Genomic DNA, 17,308 nt, shown 5'->3' with positions numbered 1-17,308 from the left:
CCTTGATTTTGGCGACATGACAACTAATTGGCATATGCTAAGGTTATGGTTTACATAAAAATATATTCCATTATTAAATTGTGAAATCGCTCGAATTTAATACTGATATTGGGTAGTATGCGCGGGATTTCCCACCACTCGTGAACTTTGACATGAAACTAACACTAAAACAGAAGTTAATAGGTGCTAGCCTATCTGCTGTTGTCGTTATGGCTACAGCGTTGACTTGGTTATCAGCAAACCAGTTATTTGAACAGACTCGTAATGGCGTATACCTACGAGCTGAAAGCGTATCAGAAGCAGCATCTGAAGGTATTAAGAACTGGATTGATATTCGTACGGATATCGCTTCAGCATTCAATGACTTTTCACGAGAGGATGATGTTGTTCCTTTCCTTAAGCAAGCTCGTGTAGCGGGTGGCTTTGACGATATCTTTTTAGGTACTCCAGAAGGCGGAATGTACCGTTCACATCCTGAACGTAACCGTGCAGGTTACGATCCTCGTCAACGTCCTTGGTACCAAGAAGCAAACGCTGCAGGTAAGCAAATCATTACTACCGCTTACCAAGATGCGATCACTAAAGCACTTCTAGTAACGATTGCAGAACCTGTTCGCCACAATGGTCAACTTGTTGGTGTTGTGGGTGCAGACGTACTTATCGACCAACTCGTTAACGACGTAATCAGCCTAGATGTGGGTGACAACGCTCACGCAATGCTGATCGATGCGTCTGACGGCACGTTCCTAGCGCACCCAGATTCAGCTCTAAGCTTGAAACCGGTAAGCGATCTTTCAAACGACATCTCTATGCCAATCATCGAGAACGCAGTGCGTACGGGTAGCATCGAGATCATTAAAGAACGTGGCGCTGAGAAGCTGCTTTACTTCACGAAGGTTCCTAACACTAACTGGATCTTCGCGGTTCAGATGGATAAAGCAACAGAAGAAGCGAACCACTCAACGCTACTTACGCAGCTGATCATCACTGCTATCGTGATTACTCTAATCGTAATCGTACTAGTGTCTTGGTTAGTGAGCTTCCTATTCCGCGACCTAAACCGAGTTTCTGCTGCACTTGAAGAGATTGCTTCAGGTGAAGGTGACCTAACTCAACGTCTTGAGCCTAAGAGCGATGACGAGATTGGTCAGCTTGCTACAAACTTCAACCGTTTCGTGGGCAACATGCACACTATGGTTATCAAGCTAAGCGAAGTGTCTGCTGCATTGGGTAACCAAGCGCGCCAAACGGCTTCTCAGGCTGAAGAACGTAGTGCTCGCATCCAGATGCAACAAGACGAAATCAACATGGTAGCGACAGCTGTTAACGAAATGGCTGCGGCAACACAAGAAATCGCAGGTAACGCTGACCACACAGCTCAGAACTCATCTGAAGCGGTTGGCGCGTGTGAGCACGGTACTGGTCAAGTGACACAGACTCAAAGCTCAATCCAAAACCTTGCTCAAGAAGTTCAAATCGCAACAAACGTGATTCTAGAACTTGAAGAGCACGGTAATAGCATCAACGCTATCTTGTCGAACATTCAAGGTATCGCTGAACAGACTAACCTACTTGCACTTAACGCGGCGATTGAAGCAGCACGTGCGGGTGAGCAAGGTCGTGGTTTCGCGGTTGTTGCTGATGAAGTTCGTGTTCTGAGCCAACGTACACACGGTTCAACACAAGAGATTCAACAGACTATCGAACTGCTGCAAGGCACGACAGGTAAAGCGGTTAACATCATGAATGATAGCCGTACGCTTGCTGAAACCAGTGTTGATGACGCTAACTCAGCAGCAGCCAGCCTAACGCAAATTCATGCAGCTGTTGAACGCATCAGCGACATGGCAACACAGATCGCTTCTGCTGCAGAAGAGCAAGCGTCTGTAACGTCTGAGATTACTCGTAACACTGAAGGAATCCGTGACGTGTCTAACGAGCTAGCAGACGAAGCACACCAAGCAGCAGAGCAAGCAGCACAGCTGTCTGAACTGTCTCACGAGCTAGAGAGCGAAATCAGCCGCTTCAAGCTGTAAGCGCTAGTTCGTAAATTTAAAAGCCGAATGTGATTGTCACATTCGGCTTTTTTTGTGCCTGCTCGTTAGAGGCTTACTCAGCTAGAACTAGTTGTTAGGGTAACCTGGGAACTTAGCTTTAAGATTAGTGCGAGTAGGGAAGTATTTTTCCATAAACTTTACCATCTCTGGGTCGTTAGCTTGTAGCTCTGTGAATGTCGCAGAACTTAGCTCTTGAGCACGGTAGCCTTTGTAGTTCACGTCGTAGTAAGCATACAGAGAGTAAGCTAGGTACTCTTGATCGTATGACTCTGCATCTAGATCCGCTTCGACAATCGTTGAGTCTTTTCCGTTTGGAAAGTAAGAACCAGCAAGAATTGCTTTCTCATTGAGTTCATCTAACTCTTTTTGCATCGTCGCCCATTTCGAAGAGGACGATTGTACCGCTAAGTTCATCACACCGTAATCGTGTACAAAGTGGATGATCTCTTCAAACGCAGCGTCTCTCTGAGTCACTAAGTCTGGTTTGTTTTCGCCTTTTGTCGTGTCTGTAGTTTCAGTCGCAAACAGATCTTGGAAGCGGTAATTCTCATCTAAGAAGTCACCTCCATCTCTGTCAGACCAATCTTCATCGTAAAAGAACCCCATGGTCGCTTTACTGTCGTAAATAGCTTTAGTCACTTCAGCGGGGAAGCTATCTAGGTAGTACTGCATGATGTTCTTAACGTGAGCAACTTTTGCTGCACCGTTATTCTTTGACTGGTCTTCAATCAACAGTGGAATTTTATAACCGTGTGCTTCTACGCATGTGTGTTGCTTGATGCCATTAGCGAGCAAATCACCTGTCGTATTTGTGATAACAGAGCAATCACTTGTTGGTACACGTGCAAACGTCTCTGATGCACTTTGAGCAAAGGATGGAACAAATTGAATACCGTTACTCAAAGTGTTGCCCACACGAACATAGAGGTTCATCGGTCTCATTTGATCGATATTAAATTTGACGCCTGTGCTATCAGTAATGAATTGCTTGTTGATAGAGACAGTATCGGTCTGTTTCCATCGAACAACGTTATTTATATTGTTTTCAACTTCGGCAATTGCAAGCTTTTCAAGAGTGCTCGTTGAGTTAAAGTTTTCGTAGTAAATACTGAAGTTTTCAACGTCGAACGTCTTACCCGCTGAGTTTGTTGCCGTCACAGAGAAGGTGATATCTGCGTCGCTTTGAGTCTTGTAATTGCGCTCAGGAATGCCGTGGACTTGCGCGAAACTGCCGCTCGCTTTTTGTGTATTACCGTACTGGGTAATATCAATGTTCACGTTCTTGTCTGTACCCGTTGCAATCGATTTAACACTGAATTGCAATGAGTAATTACTTCCTAAGCTAACAACGGATTTGGCACTTGATGCATCGATGACATTCTTTGATGCGCTCGTGTTATTGCTGTCGCTACTTCCGCCACACGCAGTGAGCATCGTAGTCAGAACTAGAGTTGGAATTGTGAGTTTGTATACCATAGGGGACCAAGTTATCTACAAGCTATAAAGCCAGCATGTTACAAGAAATGGTATTTTCTCTTGGTAAGCTTTTGTAAGTTGTGTATTGATAGTGCTTACAAATGAGTTGGGAATTATTGGCTTGGATTATTGGTTTTGTGGTGAAAGGGAAGAGAATCGGTTTTAAGTGGACAAGCCTAAACTTGCCCACTTGTTTACTTTATTTAGAAGTATTGTTGCGCGACTTCAACAGCTTTATTCAAGTCTGGAATCATAGTCAGCTCTGGAACTCGCTGAATATGAACAATTTTATTGTCTTTATCGACAACGAACGTGCTACGAGCCAGTAATCCCAGTTCGTTGATTTGTGTGCCTGATTCAAAACCAAATACGTGGTCTTTTGCATCTGAAAGCAAAGTTAGCTTGTCGGTGATGCCTTTCTCTTTCTTGAATCGATCAAGTGCGAACGTGGTATCTGCGCTCAAACCAATGAATTCAATATTATTGGTGAGTTCAGGGTTTGCTTTGACGAAGTTCGAAAGGTCCTGAGCCTGTTGGTTACATACTGGTGTATCAATAGACGCTAGTACGCTAAAAATACGAACTTTAACCGTTTTCGCTGTCGTGTCGTATGGCTGATTCTGGTTTGTCATTAACGTAACCGATGGTAGGTAATCACCCACAGACAGGCTGTTACCAACTAGGTTGAAAGTCGTCTCGTAGTATAAAGTCAGCGTGTTGTCTTGCCCTGTCGGAGCGGTATCGCTGGTGGTTAAGTAGTCCGCAGCGCTAACGGTCGATGTAAGAAATAGTGCAGCTAGCGTGATTAGCGTTTTTTTCATGTTTAGTCTCTTGAATTTGTTTAATTAAGCTCAGTTTTAAAGCGGAGCGAACTCTATCTGAGTTACTAAGGTTTTGTTCAAACAAATAGATAATGAAAATGACACCAATCGATGTAATACGCGAATAGCAATCGAATTAACCTGCTAATATCGATGGACGACTCACTATTGAGTTATTGATTAAAAAGACAGTTTACACAAACTGAGTATCTTAGAGATCTGTATTATTCTCACTTCCGAATTGTCATTTCTTACTTTGTAAGAATGTAAGTAATTATGAGCTTTATTTCTGTAAATGATGGAGAAGTCTGTTTCGAAGACGCCATCATCATTTTTAGTTACGGTAATATCAATATGTCGCGCCTTACAACCTTTATAGGAGTTGAATCTTATTATTCCTTCAACGTTATCAAGATCTAATATTCCCGTATGATCAACAAGGTTGTATGAAATATTCTCAGTAGAGACCAAGCGTTGATTCATGTTCTTATTAATATTATTGGTGTTATAGCAGCCCCTGATGAGTGAGAGGGAAGTAATAGCCAATAACAACATCATTACCTTTCTCAGATAAACCCGTTTGTCATTACTTTTTGTTGGGGCTTCTGTTATCGCGCGCTCTTCAACAAGGGGCAATGCTTCAACTTTTACATCGGCCTTAACGCCAGCATTAACATCAGCCTCATCATCAGTCTTAACCTCAACCTCTGCAGGTTCAGCAACCTCGTCGTTAGTAACCACAACATTTGTCGGTTCTTCAAGCACTACGTTCTCAAGTAAGTAGTCAGCTTTACTTACTGTGGTGAGTTTTACGTTCTTTATTTCAAGTGTGCTCAGTGCTTTTCTTAGCGTACTTATTGTATTGGTCAGAGATTGATCGGATACCACTGCGCCATTCCAACATTCATTAAATAGCTCATCCTTACTAATACAAAGGCCACTGTGGGTATGAAGGTAGAGTAAAACGCGAAAGGGCTTTGGCCTTAATTTGATTAAGGTTTTATTTTCAATGTTCATTATTGAACGATCGCTAAGGTTTATATGTAACTCATCATTAATTACAAGTGAATTATCATTATTCATTCTACTTCTCAAAAATTAATTATTGTTGTCGTTATTGCGCATAACCTATTTGCTGTCGATTCTATTTTTTTTCATCGCTTTGGCTATCAAAAATCCAGTTCGTTTGAAAAATGTGTGGAATGTAGATTTGGTGTGTTTTTCATTATTTTTGAATGATGTGGTTTGAGAGGGGCGTAAGTAACATTAAAAACTTATTCACGGATAGAGCATCAACAGAAAAAGGGATAATCAATCGTGTTGTTTGTTTTTGGGAGTGGAAATGAAAGTTGTTTCTAAAGAAAGTGTTACACGTATTCTAGGCAGTATTGAAGAGTATAAACAACTCGCTTGCGTGGAATCGAAAGGGTTAGATGTGATCGGTTTATTGGTGCGCATGTGCCATTTACAGAGCAAAAAAATCTCAACCGATGATCGCCAAATCTTAGCTGATCATATTAAAGAGCTGGTTTCTGAAGAGCTTACTTTCGCTCGGAATATGGAGTTAGAAGAGGCAGAAGCCATCTTATTAGATTCTATTCAGCCTCTGTGCTGCTCTAACCAAACCAAGTGAGGCTCACCTATGCTTGAGTGGAATTCAGAGAACAGTCGATATGATATGACCATACTTGGATTCAAAGTACACAGTGTATTTCAATCCATCAGTGATGATTCTCAGAGTGTGTTTGGCTATGAAGCGCTTTGCCGGATTGAGATGCAAGGCGAAAAAGTTAACATCAAGAGGTTCTTTAAAATACTCGAGGGCTTTGGTGAAAAATCAGAATTCAGGTTTAAGTTCTTTCTGAACATCATGCATTTAAGAAACTTTAGACAATCGAGCATCTACGATCGTGATACCAAGTTATTCCTCAATGTGACACCTTGTTTCTTTAAATACTTTTCACACGGGCATGATTTAAACAATTTATACCTTCCGTTAATCGTAGAAGAGCAGGTCGACCTCAGTCAGATAGTCGTTGAAATTGTTGAAGATTACTGCCCGTTAGCGGATATCGAAAGCTTACATAAGGGCACGGAATACCTAAAGAGTATTGGCATATCTTTCGCGTTAGACGACTTTGGTACAGGTTGGTCTGGTTATAGCCGCATGGCGATCGTACAGCCCAACTACATCAAGGTCAGCAGAGAAATGCTGATCGAATTTGGTATGAGCGAATCAATAGAGAACAATCTGCTTGAAGAGCTGAACACCATCACTAGCCTGCAAGGCATCAAGGTGATCTTTGAGGGCATTGAAAATGTCGAAAGTTATCAGACGGCGGGTCGATATGGAGCTGATTATTATCAGGGCTATTACTTAGATCTTCCTAAGCCATACCCAGTAAACCTAGTGAAACAAGGTGAGACAAAGCCCGATGATAAGTTTCGGTTAAATGCTTATCTGAGTAAGAAAACAAGAGTCACGAGTAGAAGCGCTTAACTCGCTGAGTGATAGAACAGCGTTTAAAAATAGATAATTTTTAGATTTCCCTTAACTGAACTGCCTTTGCTTTTAGTTCACTAACCTCTCGTATGGGAGGTTAGCTTTTTAGCCCGTGAAATCGATAGGGCCGAGTGTTATTTGAATGACTTTGACTAGAAAGGTTTAGGAGGGAAGGGCTATCAGTATTCCAATAGATGATTACAGCTAGCTTTCTGAATTGTGTTCTTTGATTAACTGAATCAATTGGCTTTTGCTGTACGTGCAATAGGCATGGAGAAATCTCTCAACCTCTTCGAGGCCAGCCTGATTCACTCTGCATGATAAATACTCTTCGTTCTGATCAACGCCTAGCTTGATGTTGTACAGCTGGTGTTTTCTATCCACAAAAAGACAAGTCCCTTCACTGGTACAAATACTAACGTTGGCGTTTTCGTTTGAGTCAATCGAAGACCATAAATCATCGAAGGATGCTTTGATTGCATCATAGTCTTTGCGCTCTGCTATTTCGTCTCTTGTAAGAGACATCATGCAAGTCTCGCTCATATTTCTTCCTTAGTGCTAATAGCTTATCGTTAATACCTTATCGCTAATACCTTATCGCTAATACCTTATCGCTAATAGAAATCCTCCCAACATTGTGAGGGTGCCGGGAGAATCATAGTCAGTCTACTTGGATTGCGGTTTATGCTGCCTTAACATCACTTTTTAGCTGTTCGAGGCAACGAATAAACGCACGCAGGTTACGATACACATCCGTTTGGTCATAAAACATGGTGACGTTTTCTAGTTCAATTGGACCTGACACTGCGTTATCAAGCATTAGGTTGTCCACTAAACCAAAGTTTTCTAGGGTCATGCCGATGCCATCCACATAGGTTTGGTCGTCTACTTGTTTTGCATTTGGCAATTGGTCTAGGTTTCGTTTTAAGAAAAGATCGGAATTGTTGCTGTAAGCAAGTACCGTTTTGCCCAGTGCTTTACCAAAGCCCATCTCATAGGCTGTGCCCACATCGCAACTTGCGCCTCTGAAAGGGGTCATGTTAGCAATCACTACGTCACAGCTTTCAATTAACTCTTCGTTTGCTCGGCCAATCTTCAAGCCGTTTTGCTGCGGGCTAGGTTCATTCAACTCTAAAATATTGTCGAGCGGGAAAATACCCTCGAACCCATATGCTTCACAAATCTTCTTCTTTTGATCACCGATAGAGACGGCGTCACTTAGAAATACTTCTGGTCCTGCTAGATAAATACGCTTCAACGTTTAACTCCTGATTAGCAACAGTGCTGGTGTTTGTGCTGATATTTTTATCTATTGGATTGTTTAAGTAATAACCGAAAGTACACGGTTTGATAATGTGTGATTTTGGTGTGTTTTTAGCTTTATGGTTTAAAAAGTAATGGATTCGCTCAGCCTTACTTAAGTTTATGATTTGAATATTGCTTTGGGATTACTTTGTGCTCGGTGAGGCGTGAGTGTCGTGGTGAGTCTAAGCAAATGTGGAATGTTTTAGATGGAACAAGATCGATAGACATAAAAAAGCCCGATAGACATAAAAAAGCCCGAGCATGAACTCGGGCTATGAATGGTTTTTTACAGCTTAAATAGAACCTATGAAGGCACTAGATTGCCTGACGAAGTTGGAAATAGCGTCCTTCTTCGTCCAACAGTGTCTCGTGAGAGCCGTTTTCTACAATCTCGCCTTGTTCAATCAGAACGATAGAATCCATCGATTCCAGACCAATCAAACGGTGCGTAATGAAGATAACCGTCTTGCCTTCAAAGTGCTTCTCAAACAGTGCCATGATGCTCTGCTCAGTTTGCTTATCTAAGCCTTCTGTTGGCTCATCAAGAAGCAGGATAGGGGCATCATGAAGGATTGCACGTGCAATACCAATACGGCGCTTCTCACCACCAGACAGTTGACGACCACCATCACCTAACCAGCTATCAAGTGCAGTATTTTCAAGCAGCTTTTCTAGGCCAACGTCTTTAAGGATGTTCGCTAGGTGATCATCATTGGCATCTGGTTTTGCAATCAACAAGTTGTCACGCAACGTGCCATTTAAGATGTCGACACGCTGGCTTACCACACTGATAGATTCACGCAGTTGTGATTCGTTCCATTGTGTCAGCTCAATACCCGCGATAGAGATGTAACCCTTTTTCGGGTCCCAGTAGCGAGTTAGAAGCTGAATCAGTGTCGATTTACCAGAACCCGTTTGACCCACAATTGCGACTTTATTCGTTGCAGGGATCGTTAGGTCGACAGCGTTCAGAACACTGCGCTCAGAGTCAGGGTAGTTGAACGTCACGTTCGAGAACGTAATATCAAGCGGCTTGTTGATGTCGAGTTTCTCTTCCGCGAACTGAACCTCAGGCTCAGACAGAATAACCTCGTTCAAGCGGCGTGCTGAAGACAGAGTCTGACCTAAATGTTGGAACGCGCCTGCGATTGGCATCAACAATTCAAAACTTGCCATAGTAGCGAATGCCATTAGCGCGATGAACGGGTCTGGAGCATTGCCGCCAACACCATCAGCCGCAAGCCAAAGCATAAGAACAAGCGTCAAACCGTTGAATAGCATTAGCGCTGCTGAAGCCATACCGGTTAGATTAGCGTTCACAAACTGATTCGCCATCAGCTTGTGTTGTGTCTCTAGAATCGCATTACGGTAACGCTCTTCGGCACCGAACAGAGTCAGTTCGCTGTAGCCTTCAATCCAATCTAGAGTGGTAACACGAAGATCTGCTTTGTTCTGTGTTAGCTCACCGCCGTTACGCTTACCTAGCTTGTAGAACAAGACAGGCCAAACTAGCAGCATGATCAGAAGGATAGAACCTAAGATTAAACCAAGCGAACTATCAAACCACATCAAGAACAGAGTCAGGAAGAAGATACCCAACACACCAACCGTTACAGGGCTTACTAAGCGCAAGTACACGTGGTCCATGGCGTCGACATCCGCAACCAAGCGGTTAAGTAGGTCAGCGTCACGAAGGTTTGAAATACGACCTGGGATCAGCGGAGCCAGTTTCTTGAAGAGGAAGATACGCAGATCAGTCAGTAGCTTGAATGTCGCATTGTGGCTCACAACACGCTCACCCCAACGACCCGCAGTACGGCTCATTGCCAAACCACGTACACCGCCACCCGGCAGCATGTAGTTGAAGGTTTCACGCGCAATCGTCAGGCCAGCAACCGCAGAAGCTGAAATGAACCAACCCGATAGTGTTAACAAGCCGATAGAAGCCGACAGAGTAGCAAAAGCCAATAGCATGCCTAGCGATAGGCCAAACCAATGCTTTTTATAGAGTTTCAGGTAAGGCAGTAAATCACGCATCTAAATTACCCTTATTATCTTGTTGAGCTAAGTTCGCGTTTAGCATCTCTTCGAATAAACCACCCGCAGTCGAAAGCTGAGAGTAATGACCTTGTTCCACAAGACCACCATCGCGCATAACCAGAATGTTATCGACCGATTGAAGAGGAGCAAGTTGGTGCGTCACAAGCAGGGCAGTGCGACTTTCGATGTTGCTGTTAATGCCTTTCATTACGAGCTGCTCACTGCGAGTATCTAGGCTGGCAGTCGGTTCATCAAGCAACCAGAATTGGCCGTCTTGAATCATTGCACGAGCCAAAGCCAAACGTTGAGATTGACCAACAGACAGGCCACCTGAACGATCAGAGATCATGTAATCCAAGCCATGTTCGCTGACAAACTCGTTAGCAAAAGATTGCTCTAGTGCGTTTTGAACAGTTTGGTCGGTGATATCTTGCTTACCTAGGGTGACGTTGTCACGAATGCTGCCGTGAAGCAACAATGGGTTTTGACCAACCCAACTGATCGTCTTACGCCAAGATGCCAAGTCTAAGTCACGCAATTCAACGCCATTGATTTTCAAGCTTCCTTCATAAGGCATGAAACCAAGAATGGCATTGATCAAACTTGTTTTACCCGCACCGCTTGGGCCAACTAATGCAGTCGACTGGCGAGTATTCAGTGCAAACGATATAGGGCCAACCAGTTGAACACCTTCAGGGCTCAACACTTTAAGGTCTTGAGCCTCAATATTGATGCCTTGAGTTGGGTCTAGTTGAGTGTCACCTGATTTAACCTTAGTGATGTCAGTTTCTAGGAACTCGACAATACTCTCGGCAGCACCCACCGCTTGTTGCTTCGCGTGGTAGAACGTACCTAAGTCGCGTAGAGGTTGGTAAAACTCAGGAGCCAAGATAAGGATAAACAAACCAGCGAATAGCGTAATGCCAACGCCGTAATGACCGAAGTTAAGCTCACCGATGTAAGTGAAGCCAAAGTAAACCGCCGTCATCGCAATAGAGATAGACGTGAAGAACTCAAGCACAGCGGAAGACAAGAAAGCGATCTTCAAGACATCCATAGTGCGGGTTCTGAACACCTCTGATGCACCTTTCAATACTTCGGTTTCAGCGCTAGTACGATCAAACAAACGAATGGTCGTCATGGATTGCAAACGGTCGTAAAAGTGACCTGAAAGACGCTGAAGCGCTTTGAAGTTTTTACGGTTTGCATCGGCTGCTTTCATGCCAACCAATGCCATGAACATCGGCACCAGTGGTGCAGTCAGCAAGAAGATAAGGCCAGCTGCCCAGTTTACTGGGAATACCACGACCAAAATAATGAACGGAATCATTACCGACAAAGACATTTGAGGTAAGTAACGAGAGAAGAAATCTTGCATGTCTTCAACTTGTTCTAGCAACAAGGTTGCCCACGTACCTGCAGGCTTACCTTTGATGTAAGCAGGGCCAAGTTCGCGTAACTTATCGAGAATGAGTTGCCTAATGTAAACACGGATCTGTTCACCACAGCGATAACCTGCGATTTCACGACCCCATGTACAGCCCGCACGGCCAACGACCGAAAGTGCCAAGCCAGCAAAATGACCAACCAGTTCAGACTTATCGACATTCTCGATGATCAACTGGTGAAGAATAGAGGCGAGAAGAGCTGCTTGAGCAATTAAAAACACGCTTGAAAGTACGCCAAGGCTAATCGCAATCATAAGCCAGCGTTTCGCTAACTTACTCTGTTGCTTAAGCCACTTGTTCAAGCTGCGTTGTTTTTTCTTATCCATTATGAAGGCTTAATGATAATTATTATTTGTTGAGGGCGGCTAGTATACAAAAGAAAGCCCAGTGGATATACCACTGGGCTTTAGGGATTTACAACAAAATGTGATGACGCCCTGCATCTACTGAGGCGAGAGCACCGATAATCAAATCTGCAATCTCAGATTTACTTATCGTTAAGGCCATCTAGGAAGCGTTCAGCATCCAGTGCAGCCATACAACCCGTACCAGCAGAAGTGATTGCTTGGCGGTAGTTGTGGTCCATTACATCACCCGCAGCGAATACGCCTGGGATGCTTGTTTGTGTCGCGTTACCTTCAAGACCAGACTGAACGATGATGTAGTCATCTTTCATATCCACTTGGCCTTTGAAGATTTCAGTGTTCGGTTGGTGACCGATAGCAATGAATGCACCCATTACTTCGATATCTTCCGTCTTATCAGAATGAGTATCTTTAATACGAACGCCAGTTACGCCCATGTCGTCGCCTAGGACTTCGTCTAGTGTGCGGTCAGTGTGAAGAACAATGTTGCCGTTCTCTACTTTGTCCATTAAACGCTTAACTAGAATCTTTTCAGCGCGGAACGTGTCACGGCGGTGAACTAGGTGAACTTCAGACGCGATGTTAGATAGGTAAAGTGCTTCTTCAACAGCCGTGTTACCACCACCCACAACCGCTACTTTCTGGTTGCGGTAGAAGAAACCATCACATGTAGCACAAGCAGAAACGCCGCGGCCTTTGAATGCTTCTTCAGAATCTAAACCTAGGTACTTAGCTGATGCGCCTGTTGAGATGATCAACGCATCACACGTGTACTCGCCAGAATCGCCTTTAAGACGGAAAGGGCGGTTTGAAAGGTCGACTTCGTTAATGTGGTCGAACAGGATCTCTGTTTCAAAGCGCTCTGCGTGCTCTTTCATGCGATCCATTAGAGCTGGACCCGTTAAACCTTCAGCATCACCCGGCCAGTTTTCCACTTCTGTTGTGGTTGTAAGCTGACCACCTTGCTGCATACCAGTAACCAGAACTGGGTTTAGGTTTGCACGAGCAGCGTAAACTGCAGCTGTATAGCCAGCAGGGCCAGAACCAAGAATCAATAAATTACAGTGCTTTACGTCGCTCATGAGGACTCCGAAATTGAATTTGTTTTTATTTATAATCGCTTAGGATTGTATGGAAAATATGGAGGCAATAAAAGTGTAAACAAGGGCTGAAGTGTAATTAATCGTTATAGTTTAGAACTTAATCGAGACAAACGTTTTCGTGGCTGGAAGATCAGTGAAAAGACTCAAAGGTTCCGGGGATTTGGAGTGAGTAGTTATGGCCGCGTTCAGTAAACTAGATGAGGTCTCATTCCCTTCATCAAACTTACCTCTCGTTGGTTTGAAATCGACTTTGAAGAAGCTTGTAGGTTTTGTTGTGAGCGAGAGTGGTCACAGGTTCTTATATTCACAAAACATAACGTGTATCACCGAATTCTTCGAGAGCTCTAGTCTTGGTAGGCTTTTTGTTAAATGGGACAAAATTAATTAAACGAGTTATGAACTCTCAGCCTGAAATATTATGGTTTTGATATGTTTTTAAGGTACCAAAACTTTATACATAGAAAAGACTCCCAACTGGGAGCCTTTTATCGGTGAAAACTTAACTTAGTTTTGGGGGCTGTAGTTGGTACTGCGTCATTAAGTAAAATCCTGCGATAAGCACGGTAGCCCAAACTATACCTCGAATGAATTCTAGGCCAAGTTTTGCTTCGCGGTTAAGTTTATACAGGTTTTTTCTTGTAGCTTCAGCTTGTAATCTAACCTTACTTTCTTGTGCTAAGTTGTCATATTGATCAAATACATTTTCGATATGTTTATCTATGTGTAAGAAAGACTTCTTATAGATAGAAAGACAACGGTCAATAATTGCGGTCGTAAGAACAAGGCCAATCAATACACCAAATGCACTAAGTGAACTTGTCGTTCTTAAAACTGCGGCTATTGCTACCATAGCTCCTGGAATCGCTAGCGCCTTAGTTTGGGCAGAGGAAGTGAATTCATTGATTTTAGTAACGTACTCTAAATCTTTTGCTGTTATCTCTTGAAGTACTTTATTAACGCTAAACTCACTCAAAAACATATCATGATGATCAGTATAAATGCTTTTTAACGGTTCAATCAGAGAAAGCAGATAACCAAACATAGTGCTTTGTTTAGGGGCTTTTGACATTAAACTATCAAGTGCTGACCTCATACAGTTTTTGCGTTCTGAATCTTGTATATCACCTAAGCTAATACGTGATTCTAGTTGTGTGATTACGGCTTCGATATTAGCTAGTTGTTCCGGGTCATTCGGCAATGCAGATTTTAATTCATTCCAGCTAAGCTTCGTCTCTAGCTCGTACTTATTTGCACTGTCACCAGACTTTATAAAGAATACAGTTTTTGTAAAGCCTTCTTTTGGACCGCTTTCAGGCACTGATTGATCACTTAACTTAACTAAAAGTTTAATAAACGAATGAGTAATTTCTAGTTTCTTGTTTAATAACGACGACTCAGAAAGAAGTTCAACCTTTTTAGTAACGGAGTTATAGACTAAAGAACCTGCGCGAATTTTACCTGTATTTAAAAAGTCACAAATCAGTTCATCGTGGCTTACGTAGTAATTTTTTAGCTTATGGTCGGGCCAAAATAGAGCATCGGGTTTTAGCTGAAGAACGTTACCACGAATGATAGAGCCACGAGGTTTGAACCCAAAATTTTGCGCAGCAGATGTCAAATTAATCTGATCGCAATTTTCAGGCAAGTTTATGCTTATAGAACTATTTTCTTTATCTGCTGTAGCAGGGTAGCTCTGTATCAATTCGTAGAAAAGCTGAGACGGATTCATAATTAATCTTTCTTCATCATAGATATTATTCTGTCTTTAAGCGATGGATCGGTTATTCGCCAAGAGATTCGACCTTCTGCTTCATCAAACTCGATTGCTTCACCTGAATGCGGTTCACCGATCTGAGGTCGTAAAGCTTTTGCAATTATCCCTGAGCTACTATCTGAAAAGTCAAACCAACGCTGTCGTTCAATTTGGTTCTTAGTTGGCTCTATAAAATGGTTTATAGGTATTTCTTTCTCGTTAACAAACGTAACGAACGTGCCCTTGAGTTGGGATGAGGTTGGAGATGAAGACTCTATCGCAGTACCTGCTTCCTCTAAAGAAAATGAAGAGCGAGATTTGTCATTAAGTAAATCATCTAGCATTACATCCAGCGACTCATATGCTTTAGACTCAAACGCACTGTCAAGCTTATATTCTACCGCATACTCTTCAATAGCCGAATAAAGATTGTCTAAAGAGTCACCGTTATCTATTTTTTCAACGCAACCGAACGCTTTACGAAAGTACTCGGCAGAAGAGTTTCCACGGATAAATTTCAAGTAAGGCTTGTTCTCTTTGGTAGGGAAGCTATCGTGGAAAACTTGCAAGTCGATCATTACTGCTTGCTTCATTGCACTTAAATTGATGTGTTCAGCCTCTTTAGGTAGAAGTTTGTCATCATCGGTAAAGTCAAAACCACTCTTTTTATCAACCATCACAATTAACAAACGACCAAGGTTCAGGGATGCTTCACCCAATATGGATTTGTAATGAGTGAACACAATTGATGAGCTCTTAGCACTACCTAAGACTTCGAAAAGTTCGTTTTTAAGCGATGCAGTCAAGGCGTTAACTAAGTCATCAAAGCTTTCTAACGAAGCGTTTGACTTTGCATACTTCATCAATGGATCAGTAACAAATGTTGAGTTTTCATCATAAGAACTGTGGAATTTGTTCTTTCTCTTAAATTTGAGCTCAACATTTTCAATAAAATTGTATGACACACTATCCGCTTCAATAGGCCAGTTTCGGCCAATAACTTGTTCAATACTTGCTTTGTTTTCACCTTTGTTTAACTGAACCGTTTTTGCATGAAGAGCAAGAATGCCACCACTTCGGACAATCTCATTTAACTGGGGATCTGCCTGTTTTTGACATCCAGGGCATTCACTTTCTTGTTGGGAGAACTCTAGGTTGCAGTTGATGCAAGTTTGCATATTGACTCACTAAATTTGTGGTTTTTATTTTTCGATAACTATACCGAACAATTAGTCTGAGGAAAAATTGTTTCATATGAATCCATGATTTATTTTAAATAGAGGAAGAAGTTAGGAGGAGCGTTGTAGTTATGTTGAATTCCCCCCCCAGTGATAAAACTCCAGGATTTACAACTAACAGTCTTAGAAGAATGGATAACGTTAGTAAGGCAAAACTCCATGAATTGGACCTGAATTAGTCAAAGGTCAAATGCATTTAAGGGCAGACACGAGTTTCCATATATCCCCCGAATCAGTAAAGCAACACAGTTCCTATAAGAAGTATTGTTCATTCACATAGTCTTATGTAGTAACCAACTTAGTGGGTGTTACTCTTACTGGAATTCATTGACCTAGATTGTTTACTTTTAAAGTAATTAATGTGATTTCCGCTAAGTTGAAAAGTCGTCACAATTGTTTTAAATTGATAATTCGAACTGCAAAACCCGCCACTCAGTTCCCTTTCGGGAGTTGAGTGGCGTTTTTCTTCCCGTTGGGCGACAAACTTATAGGAAGAAACTATGTTTACCACCCTCATTGAAAGTCTCACCGACAGAACACAGCGCTATGAAGTCGAAGTGCTGTGCAAAGGCTCATTGCTTATCTTATCTTTGACTGATCCAACTCAGCATGCCTTTATGACCAGTATAAATCTGCGGACCGGATTAGGGACCACCAGATATGGAAACGAGGTTACCAATACAGTTTTTGTTGCTCGTGAATATTTTCACGAAGGAATATTGGAAGGGCTCGAGTATTGGGATGATTGTCAGAAATACTATGTTGATCTATCTAAGTAATTGAATTTAAAGGGTGTTGATTTCTGAATAAACCGTTGTAGGACAACGATAAGGCTTGTCTAGCAAAATTTTTCTTATGAAAAAGTGGACGAAGCCATTTGGGGCGGCCGAGTTCCCCCCGAACTCGACCTGTTCCAGACGCGCAAGCAAAGGCGTGTGGATTCTGGCGTATTCATAAATTAACCAATTTCAGTTTGTTGTGTAAATAATCAATAGCTTGGCAATTGATAGGTAGGTCGTATTTCGCTGTGCAAAAACATAGAAATGAATAATGACGAGCGTAATGCCTGAACTCATGCAAGGAGGCTGGCGTACTGAAGCGAAAGGGCTGACACAATATGAAACATTACTTGTCAGTTAATAATATCGTTAAATTTAAATTTGTAGGGATTTATAACTAGCTAGTGGAGTGTGCTAGTT

14 protein-coding genes are annotated in these 17,308 nt (G+C 42.4%); 4 read left to right on the top strand and 10 right to left on the bottom strand.

All coding sequences use genetic code 11. The annotated features are described in order from the left end of the window. Positions 1-152 precede the first annotated feature (152 nt). A complete protein-coding gene (locus L0992_09835) occupies positions 153-2,036 on the top strand; it encodes a methyl-accepting chemotaxis protein (GenBank protein XGB66023.1) in 1,884 nt (627 codons plus the stop codon). An 87-nt stretch (positions 2,037-2,123) separates the two neighbouring features. Here the strand turns inward: L0992_09835 and L0992_09830 are convergent, their stop codons facing one another. The 3 genes from L0992_09830 to L0992_09820 form a co-directional block, all read right to left on the bottom strand. Beyond that, positions 2,124-3,533 (bottom strand): hypothetical protein, encoded by a 1,410-nt coding sequence (locus L0992_09830; GenBank protein ID XGB66022.1) that lies wholly within the window; start codon positions 3,531-3,533, stop codon positions 2,124-2,126. Between the two features lie 203 nt (positions 3,534-3,736). Further along, positions 3,737-4,354: a redoxin family protein gene (locus L0992_09825; protein XGB66021.1), complete on the bottom strand. Its 618-nt coding sequence runs from the start codon at positions 4,352-4,354 to the stop codon at positions 3,737-3,739. A 180-nt stretch (positions 4,355-4,534) separates the two neighbouring features. Further along, positions 4,535-5,437: a winged helix-turn-helix domain-containing protein gene (locus tag L0992_09820; protein ID XGB66020.1), complete on the bottom strand. Its 903-nt coding sequence runs from the start codon at positions 5,435-5,437 to the stop codon at positions 4,535-4,537. Positions 5,438-5,696: 259 nt separating this feature from the next. On the opposite strand from L0992_09820, the gene L0992_09815 reads away from it, so the two are divergent. Further along, complete coding sequence (locus tag L0992_09815) at positions 5,697-5,987, top strand: hypothetical protein (protein XGB66019.1); 291 nt, start codon at positions 5,697-5,699, stop codon at positions 5,985-5,987. A gap of 9 nt (positions 5,988-5,996) precedes the next feature. Next, positions 5,997-6,854, top strand: coding sequence for an EAL domain-containing protein (locus L0992_09810; GenBank protein ID XGB66018.1), 858 nt, complete (start codon positions 5,997-5,999; stop codon positions 6,852-6,854). Between the two features lie 207 nt (positions 6,855-7,061). Here L0992_09810 and L0992_09805 read toward each other — a convergent pair whose 3' ends face one another. The 7 genes from L0992_09805 to L0992_09775 form a co-directional block, all read right to left on the bottom strand. Then, complete coding sequence (locus L0992_09805) at positions 7,062-7,400, bottom strand: hypothetical protein (GenBank protein XGB66017.1); 339 nt, start codon at positions 7,398-7,400, stop codon at positions 7,062-7,064. A gap of 139 nt (positions 7,401-7,539) precedes the next feature. Then, positions 7,540-8,115, bottom strand: coding sequence for a nucleoside 2-deoxyribosyltransferase (locus L0992_09800; GenBank protein XGB66016.1), 576 nt, complete (start codon positions 8,113-8,115; stop codon positions 7,540-7,542). 362 nt (positions 8,116-8,477) lie between these two features. Continuing rightward, on the bottom strand, positions 8,478-10,199 hold the full coding sequence (gene cydC / locus L0992_09795; GenBank protein ID XGB66015.1) for a cysteine/glutathione ABC transporter ATP-binding protein/permease CydC: 1,722 nt from the start codon (positions 10,197-10,199) through the stop codon (positions 8,478-8,480). Beyond that, the gene (gene cydD, locus L0992_09790; protein ID XGB66014.1) at positions 10,192-11,976 is read right to left on the bottom strand and encodes a cysteine/glutathione ABC transporter permease/ATP-binding protein CydD; all 1,785 of its coding nucleotides are present in this window, start codon (positions 11,974-11,976) and stop codon (positions 10,192-10,194) included. Before cydD ends, cydC begins: the two co-directional genes overlap by 8 nt. Positions 11,977-12,137: 161 nt before the next feature. Continuing rightward, a complete protein-coding gene (gene trxB, locus L0992_09785; protein ID XGB66013.1) occupies positions 12,138-13,097 on the bottom strand; it encodes a thioredoxin-disulfide reductase in 960 nt (319 codons plus the stop codon). A gap of 520 nt (positions 13,098-13,617) precedes the next feature. Continuing rightward, on the bottom strand, positions 13,618-14,847 hold the full coding sequence (locus L0992_09780) for a hypothetical protein (GenBank protein ID XGB66012.1): 1,230 nt from the start codon (positions 14,845-14,847) through the stop codon (positions 13,618-13,620). A gap of 2 nt (positions 14,848-14,849) precedes the next feature. Then, positions 14,850-16,049 carry a nucleoid-associated protein gene (locus L0992_09775; protein XGB66011.1) on the bottom strand — a complete coding sequence of 400 codons (1,200 nt, stop codon included), beginning with the start codon at positions 16,047-16,049 and terminating at the stop codon, positions 14,850-14,852. Between the two features lie 560 nt (positions 16,050-16,609). Between L0992_09775 and L0992_09770 the strand changes: the two genes are divergently transcribed. Continuing rightward, positions 16,610-16,888 carry a hypothetical protein gene (locus L0992_09770; GenBank protein ID XGB66010.1) on the top strand — a complete coding sequence of 93 codons (279 nt, stop codon included), beginning with the start codon at positions 16,610-16,612 and terminating at the stop codon, positions 16,886-16,888. Positions 16,889-17,308: the final 420 nt, after the last annotated feature.

It is taken from the genome of Vibrio pomeroyi, assembly GCA_041879425.1.
Taxonomy (GTDB): Bacteria; Pseudomonadota; Gammaproteobacteria; order Enterobacterales; family Vibrionaceae; genus Vibrio; species Vibrio pomeroyi_A.
Note: the sequence above shows the minus strand (reverse complement) of the source record. Positions and strands in the feature narration are given on the sequence as shown.